At 44.2% G+C, this 19967-nt stretch carries 22 protein-coding genes; 17 read left to right on the top strand and 5 right to left on the bottom strand.

Annotated elements, in window-relative coordinates:
* The first annotated feature begins 302 nt into the window (after positions 1–302).
* From METLIM_RS05890 to METLIM_RS05910, 6 genes are all read left to right on the top strand, one after another.
* Complete coding sequence (locus tag METLIM_RS05890) at positions 303–1220, top strand: ABC transporter ATP-binding protein (protein ID WP_004077022.1); 918 nt, start codon at positions 303–305, stop codon at positions 1218–1220.
* Positions 1221–1222: 2 nt separating this feature from the next.
* A complete protein-coding gene (locus tag METLIM_RS05895) occupies positions 1223–1969 on the top strand; it encodes an ABC transporter permease (protein ID WP_004077024.1) in 747 nt (248 codons plus the stop codon).
* Positions 1970–2146: 177 nt separating this feature from the next.
* On the top strand, positions 2147–2317 hold the full coding sequence (locus METLIM_RS16520; protein WP_004077026.1) for a hypothetical protein: 171 nt from the start codon (positions 2147–2149) through the stop codon (positions 2315–2317).
* 155 nt (positions 2318–2472) lie between these two features.
* The gene (locus METLIM_RS05900) at positions 2473–2940 is read left to right on the top strand and encodes a MarR family winged helix-turn-helix transcriptional regulator (RefSeq protein ID WP_048146241.1); all 468 of its coding nucleotides are present in this window, start codon (positions 2473–2475) and stop codon (positions 2938–2940) included.
* 51 nt (positions 2941–2991) lie between these two features.
* Positions 2992–3606: a class I SAM-dependent methyltransferase gene (locus METLIM_RS05905; RefSeq protein ID WP_004077028.1), complete on the top strand. Its 615-nt coding sequence runs from the start codon at positions 2992–2994 to the stop codon at positions 3604–3606.
* Positions 3603–4424: an EFR1 family ferrodoxin gene (locus METLIM_RS05910; RefSeq protein WP_004077029.1), complete on the top strand. Its 822-nt coding sequence runs from the start codon at positions 3603–3605 to the stop codon at positions 4422–4424. Before METLIM_RS05905 ends, METLIM_RS05910 begins: the two co-directional genes overlap by 4 nt.
* Positions 4425–4469: 45 nt before the next feature.
* Here METLIM_RS05910 and METLIM_RS15465 read toward each other — a convergent pair whose 3' ends face one another.
* Positions 4470–6125, bottom strand: a complete 1656-nt coding sequence (locus METLIM_RS15465) for a sensor histidine kinase (RefSeq protein ID WP_004077030.1) — start codon at positions 6123–6125, stop codon at positions 4470–4472.
* 147 nt (positions 6126–6272) lie between these two features.
* Positions 6273–6818, bottom strand: a complete 546-nt coding sequence (locus METLIM_RS05920) for a HEAT repeat domain-containing protein (RefSeq protein ID WP_052300884.1) — start codon at positions 6816–6818, stop codon at positions 6273–6275.
* A gap of 161 nt (positions 6819–6979) precedes the next feature.
* Here METLIM_RS05920 and METLIM_RS05925 point away from each other — a divergent pair, with 161 nt between their 5' ends.
* Complete coding sequence (locus tag METLIM_RS05925) at positions 6980–7921, top strand: deoxyhypusine synthase (protein ID WP_004077032.1); 942 nt, start codon at positions 6980–6982, stop codon at positions 7919–7921.
* Positions 7918–8556: an orotidine-5'-phosphate decarboxylase gene (pyrF, locus tag METLIM_RS05930; RefSeq protein WP_004077033.1), complete on the top strand. Its 639-nt coding sequence runs from the start codon at positions 7918–7920 to the stop codon at positions 8554–8556. Before METLIM_RS05925 ends, pyrF begins: the two co-directional genes overlap by 4 nt.
* Positions 8557–9031: 475 nt before the next feature.
* Here pyrF and METLIM_RS17055 read toward each other — a convergent pair whose 3' ends face one another.
* Entirely contained in the window at positions 9032–9226 is a 195-nt protein-coding gene (locus METLIM_RS17055) for a MerR family transcriptional regulator (RefSeq protein WP_004077034.1), read from the bottom strand.
* Positions 9227–9362: 136 nt separating this feature from the next.
* Between METLIM_RS17055 and nrdD the strand changes: the two genes are divergently transcribed.
* A complete protein-coding gene (gene nrdD / locus METLIM_RS05945) occupies positions 9363–9725 on the top strand; it encodes an anaerobic ribonucleoside-triphosphate reductase (RefSeq protein WP_004077035.1) in 363 nt (120 codons plus the stop codon).
* Positions 9668–10642, top strand: a complete 975-nt coding sequence (locus METLIM_RS05950) for an adenosylcobinamide amidohydrolase (RefSeq protein ID WP_245543602.1) — start codon at positions 9668–9670, stop codon at positions 10640–10642. The genes nrdD and METLIM_RS05950 overlap by 58 nt, the downstream gene beginning before the upstream one ends.
* Before the next feature lie 130 nt (positions 10643–10772).
* Here METLIM_RS05950 and METLIM_RS05955 read toward each other — a convergent pair whose 3' ends face one another.
* Entirely contained in the window at positions 10773–10964 is a 192-nt protein-coding gene (locus METLIM_RS05955) for a DUF1858 domain-containing protein (protein ID WP_004077037.1), read from the bottom strand.
* A gap of 228 nt (positions 10965–11192) precedes the next feature.
* Here METLIM_RS05955 and METLIM_RS05960 point away from each other — a divergent pair, with 228 nt between their 5' ends.
* The 7 genes from METLIM_RS05960 to METLIM_RS05995 all read left to right on the top strand — a co-directional run bounded on the left by METLIM_RS05960 (position 11193) and on the right by METLIM_RS05995 (position 18703).
* On the top strand, positions 11193–12455 hold the full coding sequence (locus tag METLIM_RS05960) for a nucleotide-binding protein (RefSeq protein WP_245543603.1): 1263 nt from the start codon (positions 11193–11195) through the stop codon (positions 12453–12455).
* A complete protein-coding gene (locus METLIM_RS05965) occupies positions 12455–13033 on the top strand; it encodes a hypothetical protein (protein ID WP_004077039.1) in 579 nt (192 codons plus the stop codon). The genes METLIM_RS05960 and METLIM_RS05965 overlap by 1 nt, the downstream gene beginning before the upstream one ends.
* Positions 13034–13488: 455 nt before the next feature.
* Positions 13489–14763 carry a hypothetical protein gene (locus METLIM_RS05975; RefSeq protein ID WP_004077040.1) on the top strand — a complete coding sequence of 425 codons (1275 nt, stop codon included), beginning with the start codon at positions 13489–13491 and terminating at the stop codon, positions 14761–14763.
* A 1-nt stretch (position 14764) separates the two neighbouring features.
* On the top strand, positions 14765–15349 hold the full coding sequence (locus METLIM_RS05980) for a hypothetical protein (RefSeq protein WP_004077041.1): 585 nt from the start codon (positions 14765–14767) through the stop codon (positions 15347–15349).
* A 135-nt stretch (positions 15350–15484) separates the two neighbouring features.
* On the top strand, positions 15485–15934 hold the full coding sequence (locus METLIM_RS05985; protein ID WP_004077042.1) for a hypothetical protein: 450 nt from the start codon (positions 15485–15487) through the stop codon (positions 15932–15934).
* Positions 15935–16206: 272 nt separating this feature from the next.
* On the top strand, positions 16207–18216 hold the full coding sequence (locus METLIM_RS05990) for a methyl-accepting chemotaxis protein (protein WP_004077043.1): 2010 nt from the start codon (positions 16207–16209) through the stop codon (positions 18214–18216).
* 13 nt (positions 18217–18229) lie between these two features.
* Positions 18230–18703 carry a chemotaxis protein CheW gene (locus METLIM_RS05995; protein WP_004077044.1) on the top strand — a complete coding sequence of 158 codons (474 nt, stop codon included), beginning with the start codon at positions 18230–18232 and terminating at the stop codon, positions 18701–18703.
* Between the two features lie 124 nt (positions 18704–18827).
* Here the strand turns inward: METLIM_RS05995 and METLIM_RS06000 are convergent, their stop codons facing one another.
* Positions 18828–19964 carry a cation:proton antiporter gene (locus METLIM_RS06000; RefSeq protein ID WP_004077045.1) on the bottom strand — a complete coding sequence of 379 codons (1137 nt, stop codon included), beginning with the start codon at positions 19962–19964 and terminating at the stop codon, positions 18828–18830.
* Positions 19965–19967 lie beyond the last annotated feature (3 nt).

Genomic DNA, 19967 nt, shown 5'->3' on the forward strand with positions numbered 1-19967 from the left:
ATTCCAGTTGGACCAATATTTAATCCGGCGTTAATGATAAGTCAGAGTTGAAGACAAAAATCATTTTATTTAAACTTTAAATTGCCCTGACAGCTTTTTTCATCAGAACAGAATCTGCATCTGCTTTCAGATAAAAAACATACATAATATGGAGAATAAGAACTCTTCTCCGCCTTAATCTCCCATATATCGCACCGGACATCCCTGACATTACCAATATTACTTTCAACAGGAGAGGTAGAAATGCCAGAAGAGAAATCTCATTAGGTTTCCAAAATAATCAATATCACGGAACAACAGGCATGGATGCAGTCAGAGCAGATAACCTCAGGAAAACATTCGGTACAGTCACAGCCGTTGATGATGTCAGTATAAAAATTCCGGAAGGGAGCATCTTCGGTTTTTTAGGACCAAACGGTGCCGGAAAAACGACCACAATCAGGATGATAACCGGAGTTTTGATACCTGATTCAGGTTCAGTCAGGATATTCGGAACTGATGTCCGCAGAGATCCTCTTACAGCAAAAATGAAGATGGGAGTAATTCCGGAGAACGGGACGGTTTACAGTGACCTTACAGCAGTGCAGAATGTCCTCCTGACCGGAAAATTTTACGGCATGGATAAAACCGTCCGGGAGAGACGGGCAGAGGAGATCATCGCACGCCTCGGCCTCTCAGAGAGGAAAAACGATATTGTGCGGACATTCTCCAAAGGAATGCGCCAGAGAATAAGCATTGCATCTGCCATCATCCATTCGCCGCCGCTTTTAATTCTCGATGAACCCACAACAGGCCTTGATGTGTACAGCCGCCGCCTTGTAATCGATACAATCCGGCAGATGAACAGTGAAGGCAGCACTGTTCTTCTCACAACACATAACATCGAAGAGGCAAATGCACTATGTTCAGACATCAGCATAATCAACAGCGGAAAGATAGTCGCAACGGGAAGTCCTGAAAAACTTAAAAAGACATTTGATACTTCCCGTTATATTGAGATCTCATTTGACAGAACAGTAGGACCTGACATCTTCTCTGCACCCGGCATAAACCGTGCTGAGCCATGGGGGGATAAATGGCGTATATATTCAGATGACCCGGACATTGCGGTTAAGCACCTCGTCCATGTTGCAGAACGGGAAAAACTGGCATTTGTCTCAATCAGGACATCAAATCCCACTCTTGAAGAGGCATTTGTTAAACTGACAGAGGGAGCCTGAAGATGGACTGGAAGATCTTTTTGAGGAGCATTCTCACAGTTACATGGAAGAACATGCGGATATACTACTTCAAAGGGCCGGTTATGATATTCGGCCTTCTCTTTCCGCTGATAATGTTCCTCACCTTCTTCATAGGCAGAAATCTTAATCTGGTCCTGTTCTTCCCCGGATTTGTCGGGATGATGCTATTCTTCACCTCGTCCTCAGTCGGCCCGCTGATAACCCCCTGGGAGAAGCGTGAGAAGACCTATGAGCGGCTTGTATCTCTCCCGGTCATTCTTGAGAGCATCATAATAGGAGACATACTTGCAGGTGCATTATTTGGAATTGCAGCAACATCGTTTGTCTTCTGTGCCTGCATATTACTCCTGCAACTTCCCCTCATGAATGCAGGTCTTGTATTGCTCTCCCTGGTACTCGGAGCAGTAACATTTGCAGCGCTTGGCACACTTCTTGCCTCACCCACCACAAACAACCCGTCAAATATAATGATGCTCTCAAGCCTCGTCCGGCTCCCGCTCATCTTCATATCAGGCATATTCATTCCTCTTGGGGAGCTTACAGGCTGGCTGTATATACTGACATCACTCTCGCCTCTGACATATCTTGTCGATCTCTTCCATGCAGGCCTAAATGGAGATGCAGTCTATCCTGTCTGGCTTGACGCAATGGTGCTTGTCATGGTTATTTTTCTGTTTGTACTCTCTGCAAAGGTTATCCAGAGGAGAAACCTTGTAAAAGGACTATAGGGCACTCCGGTTGCACTGCATAGTACAATACTGCATAACCGGAATAAAGGAGAAGAAGAATTTGTCACAGAATTTCCGGCAATTTAAATTCAGGCAGTCATAACCGGAGAGAAAAACACAGTTTTTAGCCTGATCCCTGACGGAATTCATAAATAAACGCCCTGTGAATTACAGTTCATGAAATACAACACAAGAGAGATGATTGTCTTCGCCGGGAGTACTCTTGCAATCATCGCATCCATATTTAATATTGCTTCAGGTGCAGACGGAACAGGACTCTGGGTCTCCGTTTTTGTAATCCTTATGTTCGCCATAGTAATTGCCGCTACCCTTAGAAAAGAAGAATAAGGCACATACCGGAGGCAGTTTTCCGGAGGACATCAGACTTCCGGGAAAAATCAGCAGATCTTTACCGGAAATAAAATCAGGACTGAACTGCATAAAATATTAAATAGTTAATAAACTTAACAATAATGAGCAGATCAGCCCAGGACAAAGATACAATGACAGACAGCAGAGACTTCCTGAAACTATCGGATAAATGGATCAGAATCCTCAATAAAATTGAGGAGCACGAGAAAAGCCCCAGGGATTTCGGTACAGGAGACCTGCTTCACTGCTCCGAGATCCACACTGTCATGGCAATAGGTAAAAATCCGGGGATAAACATCACCAGCCTCTCAGAACTGCTCGGGATATCAAAAAGTGCCATATCACAGATGGTAAACAGGCTTGAGAAGAAGAAACTGGCTGAAAAATACCAAAATTCCGACAATGAAAAGGCAGTCCTCCTGCGACTCACACCACAGGGTAACATCGCCCACCTCGGACATGAGCAGCATCACGCAAAGATCTACGCCCTGATGCACCGGAAACTCGGTGAGATCACAGAACAGGAATTTAATCTAATAATGCGCTTTTTATCGGCTATTGAAGAGACCTTTGATGAATGCAGCAGAAAAGAAGACTAAATTTTTTTCATATTTGAGAATGTAAACATACTTAACAAAAAGGAGAGCGACATGAGAACAATTCAGAAAAACACTAACCCACCGGAGAAACTCTGCCGGTATTCATTCACACATACATTTATGCTTGATAACAGAATCAGAAAATTCTTCCAGAACCCAAAAAAGATCCTTTCAGAGTACATCACTCAGGGAATGACTATCATAGACCTCGGCTGCGGGCCGGGAACTTTCACCTGCGCAATGGCAGAGCTGGCGGGCGGGAAAGGAACAGTAATAGGATGCGATCTCCAGTATGAAATGCTGAGATATGCAGAGAAAAGGTGCAGAAGAACAGGCCCGGAATCACGGATAATCTGGCACAGGAGTTCACCGGAAAGGACAGGAATAGAGAAGAAAGCGGATTTTATCCTCTCGTTTTACATGGTCCATGAAGTTTCGGACCGGAATTCCTTTCTTGTGGAAGTCTATGATATGCTAAAGCCCAAAGGAAAATACCTCATTGCAGAACCAAAGTTTCATGTTACAGAAACTGCATTTCAAAAAACAATAGAATCAGCAGAAGATGCAGGATTTACAGCAGAAGAATACCCACAGATCTCGATGAGCAGGGCCGTCATACTCTCGAAAAGAGACAATAAGATGAAAATTCCGGATGAAAACCCATGAAAATACTTATACTGTACTTTTCAGCAACCGGAAATACAGCCGGAATTGCAGACTTTATTGCAGAAAAATTTACTGCATTCGGAGCAGAGACAGAAACAGCCGACATCACACCACATGAGGCAAGACAGAAGGAAACAGATCTTACGCCCTATGATGCCGTAGTATTCGGATTTCCGGTGCACTCATGGCGTGCCCCACGGGAAGCAAGGGAATGGCTGCACACCCTTAAAGGAATGAATAAGAAGTGTTCAATCTTCTTCACATACGGTGGTTTCGGCATCCACCCTGCCCACCACTCCACAAAAAAGATACTGGAAGAGCGGAGCTTTACCGTAGTTTCATCTGCCGAATTTCTGTCACCGCACACATTCAACACCGGCGGCTGGAAAGCTATGGAAGAGAGGCCGGACCAGTCAGACTATGATATGGCGGAGGAGTATGCAGCTGCAACCTACCGCAGATTTACAGGAGAGGATGAAGGCGTCCTTGGAGAGATGGAAAAGACAAAACATTCTGAAGAATTCCTCGATGAAATCGAGAGTTTCAGATTCAGAATACTGACAAAGCTTCCGACAAGAGAGGGTTCTGAATGCTGCATGTGCAGAATCTGTGAGGAGGCGTGCCCCTCAGGTGCAATGAATGCAGAGGGGGGAGAACCTGATCCTGAAAGGTGCACAGCCTGCCTTGCCTGCGTGGCAAAATGCCCTGAAGATGCCTTAAAGATCAATGACATGAGCGATAGCTGGCAATTCAAGCTTAAAAACGAGAATATCTCTGAAGAGGAGATGATGGAGAAAAAGAGCAGAATCTATCTTTAAACCGGAATCTGACCGGAAATAAATGTTAAAGAAGAGAGCCGGACATCAGTCATCAACATTGCCCCGAGTCATACGATAACTCCCCTTAGGAACAGTTATCTCAAAATTAACCCCTTCACCCGGAACACCCGTCTCCCTGATGGAAATACCGGTGATAAGAAGGATCTCTCTGGAGAGAAAGAGGCCAAGACCGGTATTTTTCCCAAGACCTCTCTTAAAAATCTTATTTTTATTATCTTCTGCAATTCCGGCACCATCATCACTGTACGATATGACCAGACCGTCTTCTGCTTCATAAAAAGAGAAGGTGATCTCAGTAACATTTTCGCCATGCCGGATGGAATTCTCGATAAGATTGTAAAATACTTTTTCGATAAGCGGATCTGCAAAGATTTCAACCCCTGATATGGCGATATCCAGATTAATATTGCCTAAATTCAGTATATTTAATACCCGGCCAACAATATCCTCCACATACTGCCATTTCGGTTTTTCAACGCCAATATCCTGGTAGTACTTTGTAAACTCGATCTGGTTCCTGACCGCATCAACAGCACTCTTCTCCTTCCGAATATATTCCAGTGCTTCAGGACTGGTTATGAGTTCCTCAGAAAACTCGATGTAGGTACGGATTGCCATGATAAGATTCAGTATGTCATGCCTTGTGATCGAAGAGAGCATATTCAGTTTGCGATTTGCCTGCTTCAGTGCCTCCTCCATAATTTTCCTCTCCGTAATATCGATTACCGAGACAAAAATCCTAGAAAAGGTATCCTCATGTCCGGGGACGACATTTAACTTCATTATGATGTTCTTTCTCTCCCCTTTCATGGTCTGAAGTGATAGCTCTTCTTCGATTTCTCTTCTGCCACTGGCAAGTGCAATAATAATTCTTCCAAAAATATCATATGAATCTCCTGAAATTATCCCCAGGAGGCTACTGAAAGAACTCCTGTAAGAAGGAAGAGCAAAAAGCTCCGCAGTTGCGTTGTTAATATTGTTAATTTTCACCATTGAAAGAAAATTTAAGACTGAATCGGGGTGTTCCTGAAAATAGACTGAGATATCAAAGAGAGAATCCCTCTGTTTCATGTCAAGCCATGACTTAACCGCAGAAAAATCCTCCTCCCATAATGAGATTGGTGAATCCTCAAATAAGGTCCTGTAAAGAGTTTCACTTTCACGGAGGGACAGCTCCGCATTCCTCTGTTCAGTGACATCCTCAAGTGTCTCAAGGGCACCAATTACCCTGCCGTCATCATCCCTGATAAGACAGGCGGTAAAATAGAGCCATGCACCGGAAACTTTCATATGCGGAAAAAAATCGGTAGCTTCGTATGCATCTTCAGCAAGTCCGGATTTGGAGTATTTACCCCGGTACCACTCAGGAATCTGGTCAATACTCTGATCAACCAGAAGGTCCGCCAGACACGGACGCTCATCAGGATAAAATGCCCTCCACTGCTGACTTGTGCCGACTACATCCTCAGCTTTAATTCCGCTGTACTTCTCAATAGCTCTGTTCCAGTAGATGATCTTATGGTTATTATCAATAATAAACTGAGGAATTGGTGACAGCAGGACAGCTGACTTAAGCCAGACCACATTCTTCCCGGAAGTTTCCCATCCTTCAGATTCCCCCGATTCGTGATGACATTCCGGAATAATCTCCACCTTATCCATAATTATTCCACAAATCATATATATTCTCCCGTAGCAGGCAGAAGAGAGAATTACAGGAATAGACGTTTTAAGAGCGAAAAAATGTAAATATTTCCCATTCCCTCAGTTTAAAGGGATTATGAAGCTTCAGATATCTTCTGAAATAACCGGACTCCCACAGAAAACTCAGTCCGCAAGATCCCCTCTGCCAAGCATCCGGACAGCCCTCCTTGCAGAGATCCTCACCTCAGGCTCGGGATCATCAAGAAGTGGTATGATACTGTCAACAGCATCCCAGTAACTGATCATCCCTATAGCCTCAGCCGCTGCGGCGCGTATCTCAGGGACATTATCTGACAGCAGCTCAGATACAGGATCAACTGCCTCACGGTCACCTATCATCCCCAAAGATCTCGCAGCTCCGCGCCTCACCCATTTATCACTGCTTTTAAGTTTAGATATAAGAGGCTGCACTGCTCTTCTGTCATGCAGTTTACCAAGTGAAGATGCCGCCATATAGACCACCTCAGTCTCAGAGTCATTCATCATGCAGTCAATAAGCGGCATAACGGCTTTTTCATCACCGGAATTCCCAAGAGCCTCAGCAGCACGTACCCTGTATGAGATGCCTCTGTGCCCTAACTGAACAATATAAAGCTCCAGATTTTCATTGCTGCGCCTCATCCTCTCCGCGTAAAGGCGTGCCATCGGATCTTCCCTCTCTCTTCTCATTTAATCAGAACAACCTTCTGAAAGATAGAACACAGAACTTTTAAAATATTATCCAGCCCGGAATATCTGCTCACATTGACCCGTACATTCGGTTGGATTATTGTTGATCAGAGACAAATATTACATCACATACATTACAATACAGGAGTAATTTCAATCCCATGACCAGTGATAATTTCTGTGGAACGCCGGTAATTCAGGCAAAAGTAAGAGCTAAAATGACAGTAGGTGAACTTGTCGAGGAGTTCGGCAAATCCAGGGCATACAATGCAGGTTCACTCTGGCAGGCCGTAAACATATATGAAAAGATGCTTAACGATCCCGAAGTTGTAAAATTCTTCGGTTTTTCAGGCGCAATGGTGCCCGGAGGAATGGGAGGGATAGTATCAGATCTTATAGATGCCGGACATATAGATGTCTTAGTATCCACAGGTGCAAACCTTACACATGATGTCATTGAGGCGATAGGATGCCATCACTACCACGGCACTGAAGTATGTGATGATGTAATGCTCAGGGAAGAGGAAGTCAACAGGATATACGATATATTTCTGCCAAATGACGCCTTTGTAAAGTTTGAAGAGTTCCTTCAGGACGTTTTCTCAGGGATAGAATCCGGAAAAAAGATATCAATCAGTGACTTAACCCGTCTGATAGGTGAGAACCTGGACAGAGGAATTCTTGCATCGGCTGCAAAAAAAGATATACCAGTCTATTGTCCGGCAATTCAGGACTCAATGATTGGGCTTCAGTACTGGATGTTTGACCAGGCATCCAGTGTAACTGTCGATGCCTTTAAGGATATGTCTGAACTTATGGACATCTGCTTTGGCGCTAAAAAATCCGGTGCAATGCTTGTCGGCGGAGGCGTCCCGAAAAACTATATATTCCAGAGCATGCTCATGACTCCTAAAGGCTTTGACTACGCCGTGCAGCTCACCGGTGACCGGCCTGACCTTGGAGGGCTTTCCGGTGCTACCCTTGATGAAGCGAAGTCATGGGGCAAGCTTACAGGAGAGGCAACCTCACAGACAGTCTACGGCGATGCCACAATAAATCTCCCGCTTATTGTAGCCGCAGTTTTGGAGAGAATTGAGAGATGACAGAACTTATGCTTGCACTCGATGTCCTGACAAGGGCAGAGGCGATGGATATTGCAGAGAAGACATACCCGTATATTGACGCAATAAAGATAGGATATCCGCTTGTACTTGGGTCAGGGCTTTCAGTTGCGAGGGACCTGGCTGAGTTTGACCTGCCCCTTATCGCGGACTTCAAGGTTGCCGACATTCCGAATACCAACAGGCTGATTGCCGAGCATGTCTTTGAAGCCGGATTTTCAGGCATTATTACACAGGGATTTACAGGCCGGGATTCTGTATCCGCCTGTGTGGATGTTGCACACAATGCCGGGGGGAAGTGTTATGTCGTCACCGAGATGAGCCACCCCGGAGCACTTGACTTCATGGGGGAAGGAGTTGCAGAAAGACTTGCAGAGCTTGCCGTTGAATGCAATGCAGACGGCATTATAGCACCTGCAACGAGGCCTGAGAGGGTTAAGGCACTCAGGCAGATAATCGGGTCAAAGAAGATACTCTCACCCGGAGTGGGTGCACAGGGCGGCAGTGCAGAGGAGATTGCACCACTGATAGATTCTATGATTGTCGGACGCTCGATATACAACAGTGAGGACCCGGCGAAGGCTGCACAGTCATACTCGTGTGTCCGGGACTTATAACACGGAAAAGTTTCGGGGCAGGCCAAATTAAACCTCACCTCCACCTTCCCATCCCGTTCGCCGATGATGAGTGAAACCGATCTGACCTTAAAGGAAGCGATTCCAAAGAGGAATGAAGAGCCCTATGAGTCACCTGAGGCGAACCTGATAATATACCGTTTTGCACATATACAGCAGAAATTCAACAGGATAAAAGATCTCTCCCGGCAAGACATCACAGGTAAATCTGACATTAAATTCTGTTTAGGGAACAGCAACTTTTTTTTGACCAGCATTAATTAAGTCATAATATCTTACGGAATTACAATTAGCTTCCGGAAATTTTAAAAAAATGATGATATTCAGGAACATTGCAGTGCTGATAATGGAAAAAACAGAGAAAAAATATATGAACACTGAAAGGAATCCATCTCAGATAACATTTAATCTCCCGGGATAAGGTATTAATTTTTTATTTTTGGAAATCTGAAACACCTCAGCCCTTCCTTACCGGAATCATAACCCCGGTCAAAAGCTCCTCCTCCGGAACCTCTGCCGGGTCATTGATGTATAACTCCCTTGTCGGCCCTGCCGGAACAGGAAGTCCCTTCTCATCATAAATCCTCAGCGCTTTCTGCGGGATATGAGCGATATACGAAAATGTCCCTATCGGAATTTTATCTCCTTTCACCTCCTTTCATCGTTTGTAAAATAATCTCTCCTGCCAGGATATATCTGATCAGAGTCTGACACGGGTTAAGGAGATCAGATTTCCGCAACCTTATCGCAACAATAATCCTTATCTGCTGAGTGGTATATTCTTCTTTATGATCTGGACTGAGGAACAGTTAAAACTGTCAAAAAAATACAGAAATCTCGAGGAAATACCAACGGAAGAGCGGAGGTACAAGTGCCACACCTGCCACCATGTGGTCACCGAAAACCCCTGTCCGTGCTGCGGCGAGACAAACCTTGAGATCATGTGCCCTCTTGATCACTGCAACTGCCACCACAACATAATTGAGAAGATCGAGTACTGCCCGCTCTGCGGCCAGCCCGTCTGCCCGGAATGCGGGAGCCATGATGTATCACAGGTGTCAAGAGTTACAGGATATCTTGCAGATGTTTCCGGATGGAACAAAGGGAAACAGCAGGAATTAAAAGACAGAGCGAGATACTCTGTTGCATGAAGTATTATATAAAAAATAAGACTCTTTTTTTACGCGGAAATTTCAGGGCTGTCAGTTCAGGCGCAGGCGGCGGGCTTTCTGACGTCTCAACAATAATCAACCGGACGGTTGAGAAGAATTTCGTGCATGACAGTCCTGAAAAATTTATTGAGGGGATTGTCAGGGAAGAAGGGTGCACAGGGGATTTTTATGGGCTTTTGACAGCCGTTGATATGAAGACACTCTGTGTCCTGATAAACCGTACAGTTACCGTATTCATCACAGCCGGAGTGAGCAACCCAAACCCAAAAAACCCGAAACTTCCCGGTACAATAAACATAATTGTGCACAGCAGAGACGGACTCTTTGACGAGGCAATGGCAGGGCTTATAATCACTGCAACGGAGGCAAAAACCGAGGCACTCTTCTCAATGGGCTATGACTTCGCCGGAACCACAACCGATGCAGTGGTCGCATGCTGCAGTAAAGATAACGAGAAGATACACAGGTATGCCGGAAGAATGACCGACATCGGCAGGTGGACCGCCGAGGCTGTCCTCTTCGGTGTTCAGGAGGCCATTGCAAGGCACGATGGCAAAAAACCGGCAGAAAAGCCCGCCCTGTATGTACTCAGCACAATCGGAGGAGACCACTGGATTGAATGGTCACCGGAGGGATGCCCTTATTACCCGTGCCATTTCAGAGGACAGGCATGCAACTACTGTTACTGCCCGTTTTACCCTTGCAATGACGAAGAACTTGGATATTTTATTGAGACATCCGCAGGGGGCACAGTCTGGGCATGCACAACCTGCATACTTATGCACCATCCTGAGATCGTGGACCACATGAAAAAATATCCTATGGCCACCATCAGTGAACTGAAAAAAGTTGCAGAAGTGAAGAACCTGAAGATAAATGCTGAAACAGAGACATAAAATACCGGAATAAAACCATAAACCGGCTGACTGTGAAAAATAAACCTGATCTCTCAGAGAGATCAGGAGTAAAAAAATAAATACTGATACAATAATAATTCCGGATTTCTAATCCGGATATTCACCAAAATTACTCTTCTATGCCAAGCGCATCAAGAAGTTCCGCAAGAGGAATACCATGACCTTCTGCGGCCTGCCTGATGTTCTCTCCGCTTGCGAGGGCGCAGCCAACACAACCCATTCCAAAGCGCATAAGAATCTCTGCTGCTTCAGGTTTCTCCTGAAGAAGTTCTGACAGTAAACTGTCTGCTGTTAAAACCATACATATTACTTTGAATTTTTTTGTAATATATATTCTGGTGTTGCCCTGCCTGTCAGAGAAAAAAATGCTTCAAAAAATGCATGAAGCAACCGGGCTGAAAAAAGACTCCACTAAAAAAACCACAATAATGCCCATATACCAGATATAAATGGAAATACACAGAGTTTTTACTTTCACCCCACGCGGCAACAGATTATATAGAAAGAGGTTGCTGATACTTAACCGGAGATGTTTGAAATGGACATTGATCCTGTTATTACAGAAAGAATCTCCCTTAAGATTAAGGAAAAAGGCATTGATGCCAGAGATGAAGAGATAGCCGCAAAACTTCGCGTTCTTATCGAGGATTTCCATATCCCGCCTGAAGAAGCGGAAAAGACAGTCACTGACGAAATTCTGAAGGAAAATAAGGTTAAGGATTTTTCCGGAAAAGATACCTCCGAGGTAACTCCCATTGCAGACATATGCCCGGGAGAGTGGGTAACAGTTGAGGGAAAAATTGTTTCAGTATCAGAGCCTCCCTCAGAATCGATAGCCCAGTCAGGTATTATCGCTGACAGAACAGGTGCAGTGAAATTTGTCGTCTGGAAAAAAGCCGGCGCAGAAGAACTTGAGGAACTGGAATGGTACAGAATTGAATCTGCCGTGGTGGACGAATACCGCGGTGCACCGAGCATGAAGATACATTCCGGAACAAAAATTACAAAAACTGAACAGGAGACACCCCTGGTTCCAAAAGCGGTCAAAATTTCCGGGCTGAAACCCGGAATAGCAACCATCCGTGCAAAGTTTGTCAGAAACTTTGATGCCGGACATGAAAGAATGCTTCAGGCCGGATTATTAGGGGATGAAACAGGAACTGTCAGATTCGTAACATGGAAAGACGGCAACAGTGAGGTCCTCGAAGAAGATAAGAACTACATGATATACTACGCAGAGGTCAGCGAATATCAGGGAAAAATCTCTCTTGACATCACCAGTGCAATGATCCTTGAAGATGAAGATACCGAGATAGAGGTATATGAAGGAGATACTGAAATTTCAGGGGTATTCATACATATGGGCAATGGATCAGGTCTGATTAAGAGATGCCCGGTAGAGGGATGCGGCAAAACCCTTTCAAGGCAGAATTTCTGTCCTGTACATGAGGTTCAGAATGATTTCCGGTATGACATGAGGATAACCGGAGCCATTGACAACGGAAAGTCCACAAAAAACATCCTTATCCAGAGGGCAGAGGCGGAAAGAATCACCGGGATAACACTTAATGAAGCAATTGAAACCGCAACAGTCAGCCCCCTTGGTTACGACGACATTGTAATGAAGATGAAGAATGCCATCCTCGGCAGATATTTCACCTGTAAAGGAAATGAGATGGACGGAACAGTTCTTGTAAAATCCTGCACTTCCAAAAAGTACGACTCATCATTCCATGCCGGACTTTTAAACCGGACGGCGGAGATGCTTAAGGAGAAGGGAGGTGACTGCTGATGGCAGAAAAGGAAAGCTCAGGGAAAACATTTGAGAGAGAACCTGCAAAGAGAGTCTTTGCATCTGAACTCAGGGAGGCCAGGGTTCAGTTTAAGGAAGGTTCGGAAGAGATGAGTCCATCATATATCATGCTCCCGACCGGTGAGCGCTGCAACAGAATCTTCTTCTGTGGAGAGCTTAAGAACAAGGAGAAACGCGGGGATCAGAATATCTTCTACACCGCGAGAGTGAAAGATGCAACCGGACTGTTCTTCATAAACGCAGGAAGCTATCAGCAGGATGCAATGCTTCAGATGGCGTCCCTGGAAAACGATTCATATGTGGCAGTAACCGGAAAACCGATCATAAGAGAGATGCAGGACGGTGGATTCTTCGTATCGGTCAGAGTGGAGAGCATTTCAGAAGTAGATGACGGGACATACAGGCTATGGCTTGATGATACAGCAAAAGCCACACTTGACAGGATAGAAGTATTCGGTGAGACAGAGGACTCGGCAAAGGCAGGTGAGTTCTACAGCACTGACCCCGAAAAGTACTTAAAAATTATCTACAGCGCCCTTGCAGGTGAAAATTACTGAATCAAAGGGCACAGCCACATTCCAGAAAATATGGGATATAAAGCGCAAAACACGAAAATGACTTATTAAAATTGCGCATTGTAACCCTTAAAACATATAATACATAAGTAAACCTCCGGAAACATACACTGAACCTCCACAGAGGTTCTCCAGACGATTATCTTTTTTTACCTGTAACACTGGCGAAAAACCAGGCCGGCAGAGAGGAAAAACCGCCGCACCCCGACAATAAAAAAACTATAAAATGCAGAGACGGATTTTTCCGCATCACAACAAACAAAAAAATAAGTAACTTCCAAAGCCAGAATAAATAACGGTTTTTTACAGGCTTTAAAATCCAGAGAAGAAGAAACGGTGTAAATTGAGGCAATAATGCCATATTAAAACCGGAATAAGCTGTTATTCCGGGCGCCGGGAAAATTTAAAAATTTAATGATTAACAGGAGATGTTTGGTGTGGATGAATATCCGGAAATAATAGAAAGAATCTCCCAGAAGATTGCAGAAAAAGGCATTAATGCCGAAGAGGACAGAATTGCTTCCAAATTAAGGTTACTTATAGAGGATTTCCATATCCCCCCTGAGGAAGCAGAAAAAACAGTCACAAATGAGATACTAAGAGAGAACAACGTCTCTTCCGTATCCAGGGAACCTTCATCCGAAACAATAGGGATTGCAGATGCAAACCCCGGAGACTGGGTCACTATTGAGGGAAAGGTCGTATCGGTATCTGTTCACCCCCACGAAGCCATAGCCCAGACCGGGATAATTGCTGACGAATCAGGAGCAATAAGATTCGTCATATGGGAAAAAGCCGGTGCAGAACCTCTTGAGGAACTCAGATGGTACAGGATAGAATCAGCAGTTGTTGACGAGTACCGCGGTGCACCGAGCATGAAGATACATTCCGGAACAACCATCACAAAGTCTGAACAGGAAAAACCGCTTATGCCGAACCCGGTCAGAATTTCGGATTTGAAACCCGGAGTTGCGACAGTCAGGGTAAAAATGATCCAGAACTGGGAACCGCGTCATGAAAATATGCTCCAGTCCGGACTTTTAGGCGATGAGACAGGGACTGTCAAATTCATCACATGGAAGGAGAGAAACAATGAGTTTCTCGGAGAGAGCCATGACAAATTACTCGAGGAGAATAAAGTATATTCAATATACTACGCCGTTGTGGACGAGTATAACGGAAATATCTCACTGAATATAAGTGATTCTATGGCACTTGAAGAAGAGGGCGCCGATATCGAAGTTGTATCAGGTGAAACCGAAATAACAGGTGCATTCGTGAACTTCTCACCAAATTCAGGCCTTATAAAGAGGTGTCCTGTCGAAGGGTGCAACAGAGCACTGTCAAGGCAGAATTACTGTCCGGTACATGAAATTCAGAACAACTCTAAATATGACCTGAGAATTATCGGCGTTATAGATGACGGGAAAAAGGCATACAATACCATCATTCAGAGAGATGAAACGGAAAAGATAACCGGTATAACACTTGAAAAGGCGATGGAGATGGCAGAGAACAACCCTCTTGGCCTTGATGACGTAATTCTGAAGATGAAGGAGGTCCTTACCGGAAGATACTATACATGCAGAGGCAGTGATATTGACGGATCGGTTCTGGTTTCCTCATGCACCCCAAAGAGATTTGATTCAATGGAACATGCAGAACTGTTAAACCGTGCTGCACCTGAAGAGAAGGAAGGAGGCGAATTCTAAAATGGCAGACGAAACCAGCAGCTCAGAAAGAAGAAGATATTTAAGGGAACCGGCAAAGCGTGTATTAGCTTCAGAACTGCGTGAGACAAGACTTCAGTTCAAAGGCGGCGAGGAGGAATACAGTCCGACATACATAATGCTTCCAACAGGAGAGAGGTGCAACAGGATCTTCTTCTGCGGAACACTCACCAATAAGGAAAGGCGCGGCGAGGATAATAATTTTATAATTGCAAGAGTGAGGGATCCTACAGGCCTTTTCTTTATAAATGCCGGAAGTTACAATGAGAATGCATCGCATGAACTCTCATCGGTTGAAAACGATGCCTATGTCGCAGTAGTTGGAAAACCTGCCATTAGACAGACACCTGACGGTGCTGTTATGACAAATATAAGAGTCGAGACTATAGCCGAGGTTGATGAAGAGACATGCAGAACCTGGCTTGATGACACGGCAAAGGCGACACTTGAAAGGATAGAACTCTTTGGAGAGACAGAAGATTCAATAAAGGCTTCAGAATTCTATAATACAGATCTGTCGGTGTACAGAAAGATGGTCTACGATGCACTGGCAGGCCAGAAACTTTAAAAAAAAGGGAAAACACCCTTAATTAAATAATTATTATCTTACATTCAGAAAATATACAGCAGTTCCGCAGGATCAGTAAATGGTTACATCACCTGATTATAACTGCCTGAAGGGAATATCAGGGTGTACTGAAATATGAGTCACAGAAGAGGCATACAGGATAAAATAAAGGCTCTCTCGGAATACCTCAATGTAAACCCAGCCAAAATTACTGAATCTGAAGGGACGCTCTACTCTTTTAAGGCCCTGTATTACGGGACAAATACGGCATATCTTGTGCTTACCGATATTGAGGCAAATGTCGCCGCAAGACGCGCAATAAAAAGCAGACTATGGGTGATCACACTGGAGGCCGCATTTGAATATTTCGGGATAGAATCATATCCCGCAGATGCACTGGAAAGACTGAATCACCAGGAGATCCGCGAGATAAATGCCGGAATATACAGGCTTGTCGAGGCCACCTGCGGGTCGGAGATCCTCTCTGAAAAGATGCTCTCACTTGGTAACCGGGCAAACATCCTTGCAGATTACGACCAGACTGAGAGATCATTTGGGGAATACTACATATACAGACTTTTTTGATTGCTGCCGGAAGGAAAAACCGGTTAAAAGATCACCCATGCAGCGGCAATTCTGCCTGCACACAGATAATAAATGAGAGATCATATGCCTGATACAGATATTTGATGAGAGTCGCAGGACAACTAAAAATAATAAAATACAATAGAAAATAAATTAAAATCAATTAACAAAAATATACCATAAGAAATGATTTTTATTCTGGCAGTGCAATGGTTCAGATTAAAGAAAATCCATAAGATCCGATTATCTGTAAATTATACCGGGTGTATCCAATGAGCATAAGCTTAATCACAAAAATTCTTAACAGGGCAATAGAAGGAGATTACTCAGAAAGAGTTGATGAAAATCTCTTTGACGGTGAAGAGAAGGAACTTGCAGAGTCTGTAAATACAGCAATTGAATTCATCATTGACAGCAGAAAAACCTGTAACAATGTAATGATGCTGATAGAGCAGAATCCCAAGCCCATGATTATTGTCGATCGCAATTTTAATCCGGTTGACATGAACCAGGCATATACTAAGCTCATGGGAGCATCCAAACCGGAACTTATGCAGCAGGACACAGCACAATATTCAATAAAATTTATCAGAGGTGAATCTGCTGAAAAACTTTTTTCTGATAAAAAAGAGACGGAATGTGAACTTGAATTTACGTTAAAAAACGGAACAAAAAAAATTCTGAGGCAGTTTGGCGCACCACTTAAGGATGAAAGGGGCAGTGTTGAGATCGGAATTTTTGTATATGACGATATTACTCTCCAGAGAGAGGAGGAGGAAGAGATAGAGAAGCAGATCCAGACCATCAAAACCCTCCAGGAGAGGTCTGAAACAATAGTTCAGCAAAACCCCATGCCGATTATTCTCTGTGATAAGCAGTTTAACATCCGTGTTGTCAATGACGCCTATTCACAGTTAAGCGGAATAAAATCTGATAAACTAAGAAAGATGACGCTCCGGGATTTCTCAGTTCTTAAAACCGAAGGGGATGGGATAAAATACGTCCTTGAGGAGAAAAAGCGGAGTTATGGTGAAGTTACCGTTGAGTTCCCAACCGGAAAAAAGATTCTTGAACAGTACGGAATTCCGGTGCTGAATTCGGAAGGGGAGATTGCAAGCATACTGATAGTCTATAATGACATCACCGAAATAAGGGAGAGGCAACAGGAAGTCCTCAGGATGATGGAGGAGGAGAGGGCCAGAGCCAGGGTACTGAATAAGAGTATCGGTGAAGTCGGAGAGGGTATGGAGTTCCTCAGGAAGGGCGACTTTACCAGCGAGATGAAGATAATAGAGGAAGACCCGCTGATACAGATTAAAAAGGACTATAATGAGACCATAAGCGAACTCAGAAATCTCTTCTCGGGTGTGGTGGCAGCCATGACTGAAGTCGGGCTACATATGAAGGATGCTGACGGAAGTTCTGAAGAGGTTGCAAAAGCTGCTGAACAGGTCGCAGTCGGAAGCCAGAAGTGTGCCGAACTTACAAGAGTCCTCCTGGAGCAGATCGATGGAATCAACAGGGATATAGCAGATCTCTCAGCTTCAAATGAGGAGATTGCAGGCACATCGCAGGAAGTTCTTTCAGAGGCCGACAGGCTTTCTGAGATGGGACAGAGTGCTGAAACGCTTGGAAAATCTGCAAATGAAAAGATGGGGGCAGTTATGGAGATCACCCGTAATACTGTCAGGGAGATGGAAGATCTGAATGCCGAGATGCTTGAGATCAACAATGTCCTCAGGATGATCAATGAGATCACAAACCAGATCAATATGCTTGCTCTTAATGCTGCAATAGAGGCCGCAAGGGCAGGTGAGCATGGAAGAGGTTTTGCTGTAGTGGCTGGTGAGGTTAAAAATCTTGCAACAGACGCTAAAGAGGCCACATCAAAGATAGATAAAGTTATAGTCAATATTCAGAAGAGCAGTTCAGAAACAGTCAGTTCAATAAAATCAGCAAATTCTGAAGTAGAATCCGGAGTGGCTATCGTAAACGAGACAATCATATCCCTGAATAATATCGTTAAAGGTGCAGATCATGTCACAAAGGATATGGGTGAGATTGTAAGAGCCATTGAAGCACAGGCAAATATCACAAACGAGATCGTACATGAGACTGAAAAGAGTAATCAGGTTACAAAAGAAACACAAAGAGAGATAGAAGAGCTTGCAGCATTCTCAGAGGAGACAAGTGCATCCGTAGAGGAGATCTCGGGCGCAATCAGTGAAGTCAGCGGCCTTGCTGAAAGCATTAAAAACAATCTTAACAGGCTCAGAGTATAAGTGGCGAAACAATATGGCAATAATAAATGTGGTAGAATTTGAAATTAACGGCGAGAGATATGCGCTCGATATAGGCCTTTCAAGAGAAATTGTCGAGATGATGCCCATCACACCAGTACCAAGGGCACCGTATCATATCGCAGGAATAATTAATCTCAGGGGTGAGATTACAAACATCATCAACCTGAACAGAATACTTGCCATTCCGGATAAGGAAAACCGTGAAGAGCAGAAGATAATTGTCCTGATACCTGAAGCAGCGGAAGGATCAAATGTCGGAATTATTGTTGACAATGTCCATTCTGTTCTCCAGGTAAGTGAGGATCATATAGAGGAGATCTCAAAATCAGTCTCAAATGAAGCATATATAAAAAATATAATCAAGATTGGCGAGGATAAAGAGGACGGAAGCGACAAAAAAAGGCTGATTATGTGGCTTGATGTCGCCCAGATACTGCGGGATATCCTTGAGGCAAACCGGGCCTGAATAGAGAAATACTCCATTCAGAATGTTATTCCGACAATAAATGCCTAAAATACAGGCAGACAACCGGTAAAAATCACTGCGATAAAAAAATATATTTTAACCTGAAACCGGAGACAATACCGGTTCAGGCGGATAATATATCCTGTTTAGCCCTTCTTTTTTCCCGGAAAAATCTTTTTATCCGGTATGAATACCGCCCCATAAATCCACCTGTAAAAGATGTAATCAGGACGATCATTGCCACAGTTGTTGTAATAAGCGGTGTGCCGTACATCGAGGCTATGGCAAGTGAGAACTCACCCCGGGCTGTTGTCTCAGACCAGACCTCAATTCCTGAATATGGATTCTTATGGACAAACATTCCTATTGCCATGGAAGATAAGAGTTTTGAGGCTATTGCAAGCAATGCAAGGATCACAACCGGAATTACAGGGAAACCATCGGTGAGGTCCACTGAAATTCCGAAGAAGACAAAGAATAATATAAGAAATACATCCCTGAAAGGTTTGGCATGCTTCTCAAGCATTTCAGGATTTGTGGATGAAAGGGCAGAGCCAAGTGCAATTGCCGTCAGGGTGTCAGGAATCCCCAGTATTCCGGATATTCCCGCAGCAGCGATTACTGCTGTGAATGTAAAGAGGAGAGGTATGTCGTCATCCCTCTCAAGCAGAACCCTGATTTTAGAACCAAGCAGTCTGACTGCAATAAAGAAGAAGGCAATCACAAAAGCGGCACTCAGAAGGATCTTTGCAGGATTTGCTGAAGCGGCAGAGAAGGCAACTATGATGAAGAGCAGCATAATATCCTCAAATACCATCAGCCAGAGTATAGTCTCGGACTCAGGGGAGGAAAGTTTTCTGTTCTCTATAAGGGATGATACTGCCATCGCCGAACTGCTTATGTAAAAGGCAGCGGCGATAACAAAAGCCTCATAGAGAGGAAATCCGAGAAGAACTGAGGCCGCGAACCCTATTAGGATATTTACGCCCAAATCGGTCAGACCAGAGAAGAATAAGTTGCGTTTCTTCCCGGAAAATCCAGAAGGGTTCAGTTCAAGCCCCATCATGAAGAGCAGAAATAAAAGGCCAAGATGAGTCAGGAAATTAGATACGCCGGACTCATGGACAATATTTAACCCGCTCACCCCGATCGCAATCCCGCCAAGCATATACATTGGAACAGGCGGAAAATTAAATTTCTTAGAGAATAAAGCAAAGCTCAGACAGAGCAGAAGTGCAAATGCTATATCACCTTCTATCATAAA

It is taken from the genome of Methanoplanus limicola DSM 2279, from assembly GCF_000243255.1.
In the GTDB taxonomy this organism is placed as follows: Archaea; Halobacteriota; Methanomicrobia; order Methanomicrobiales; family Methanomicrobiaceae; genus Methanoplanus; species Methanoplanus limicola.

What these genes read in the sequence shown, in the direction of transcription:
- METLIM_RS05985 (WP_004077042.1), top strand. Translation starts at nt 15,485, where the DNA reads ATGAGTCACAGAAGAGGCATACAGGATAAAATAAAGGCTCTCTCGGAA.
- METLIM_RS05990 (WP_004077043.1), top strand. Translation starts at nt 16,207, where the DNA reads ATGAGCATAAGCTTAATCACAAAAATTCTTAACAGGGCAATAGAAGGA.
- METLIM_RS15465 (WP_004077030.1), bottom strand. Translation starts at nt 6,125, where the DNA reads ATGATTTGTGGAATAATTATGGATAAGGTGGAGATTATTCCGGAATGT.
- METLIM_RS05910 (WP_004077029.1), top strand. Translation starts at nt 3,603, where the DNA reads ATGAAAATACTTATACTGTACTTTTCAGCAACCGGAAATACAGCCGGA.
- nrdD (WP_004077035.1), top strand. Translation starts at nt 9,363, where the DNA reads ATGATCTGGACTGAGGAACAGTTAAAACTGTCAAAAAAATACAGAAAT.
- METLIM_RS05960 (WP_245543603.1), top strand. Translation starts at nt 11,193, where the DNA reads ATGTTTGAAATGGACATTGATCCTGTTATTACAGAAAGAATCTCCCTT.
- METLIM_RS05950 (WP_245543602.1), top strand. Translation starts at nt 9,668, where the DNA reads ATGGAACAAAGGGAAACAGCAGGAATTAAAAGACAGAGCGAGATACTC.
- METLIM_RS05895 (WP_004077024.1), top strand. Translation starts at nt 1,223, where the DNA reads ATGGACTGGAAGATCTTTTTGAGGAGCATTCTCACAGTTACATGGAAG.
- METLIM_RS05980 (WP_004077041.1), top strand. Translation starts at nt 14,765, where the DNA reads ATGGCAGACGAAACCAGCAGCTCAGAAAGAAGAAGATATTTAAGGGAA.
- METLIM_RS05905 (WP_004077028.1), top strand. Translation starts at nt 2,992, where the DNA reads ATGAGAACAATTCAGAAAAACACTAACCCACCGGAGAAACTCTGCCGG.
- METLIM_RS05890 (WP_004077022.1), top strand. Translation starts at nt 303, where the DNA reads ATGGATGCAGTCAGAGCAGATAACCTCAGGAAAACATTCGGTACAGTC.
- METLIM_RS16520 (WP_004077026.1), top strand. Translation starts at nt 2,147, where the DNA reads ATGAAATACAACACAAGAGAGATGATTGTCTTCGCCGGGAGTACTCTT.
- METLIM_RS05995 (WP_004077044.1), top strand. Translation starts at nt 18,230, where the DNA reads ATGGCAATAATAAATGTGGTAGAATTTGAAATTAACGGCGAGAGATAT.
- METLIM_RS06000 (WP_004077045.1), bottom strand. Translation starts at nt 19,964, where the DNA reads ATGATAGAAGGTGATATAGCATTTGCACTTCTGCTCTGTCTGAGCTTT.
- METLIM_RS05965 (WP_004077039.1), top strand. Translation starts at nt 12,455, where the DNA reads ATGGCAGAAAAGGAAAGCTCAGGGAAAACATTTGAGAGAGAACCTGCA.
- METLIM_RS05925 (WP_004077032.1), top strand. Translation starts at nt 6,980, where the DNA reads ATGACCAGTGATAATTTCTGTGGAACGCCGGTAATTCAGGCAAAAGTA.
- METLIM_RS05920 (WP_052300884.1), bottom strand. Translation starts at nt 6,818, where the DNA reads ATGAGAAGAGAGAGGGAAGATCCGATGGCACGCCTTTACGCGGAGAGG.
- pyrF (WP_004077033.1), top strand. Translation starts at nt 7,918, where the DNA reads ATGACAGAACTTATGCTTGCACTCGATGTCCTGACAAGGGCAGAGGCG.
- METLIM_RS05900 (WP_048146241.1), top strand. Translation starts at nt 2,473, where the DNA reads ATGACAGACAGCAGAGACTTCCTGAAACTATCGGATAAATGGATCAGA.
- METLIM_RS05955 (WP_004077037.1), bottom strand. Translation starts at nt 10,964, where the DNA reads ATGGTTTTAACAGCAGACAGTTTACTGTCAGAACTTCTTCAGGAGAAA.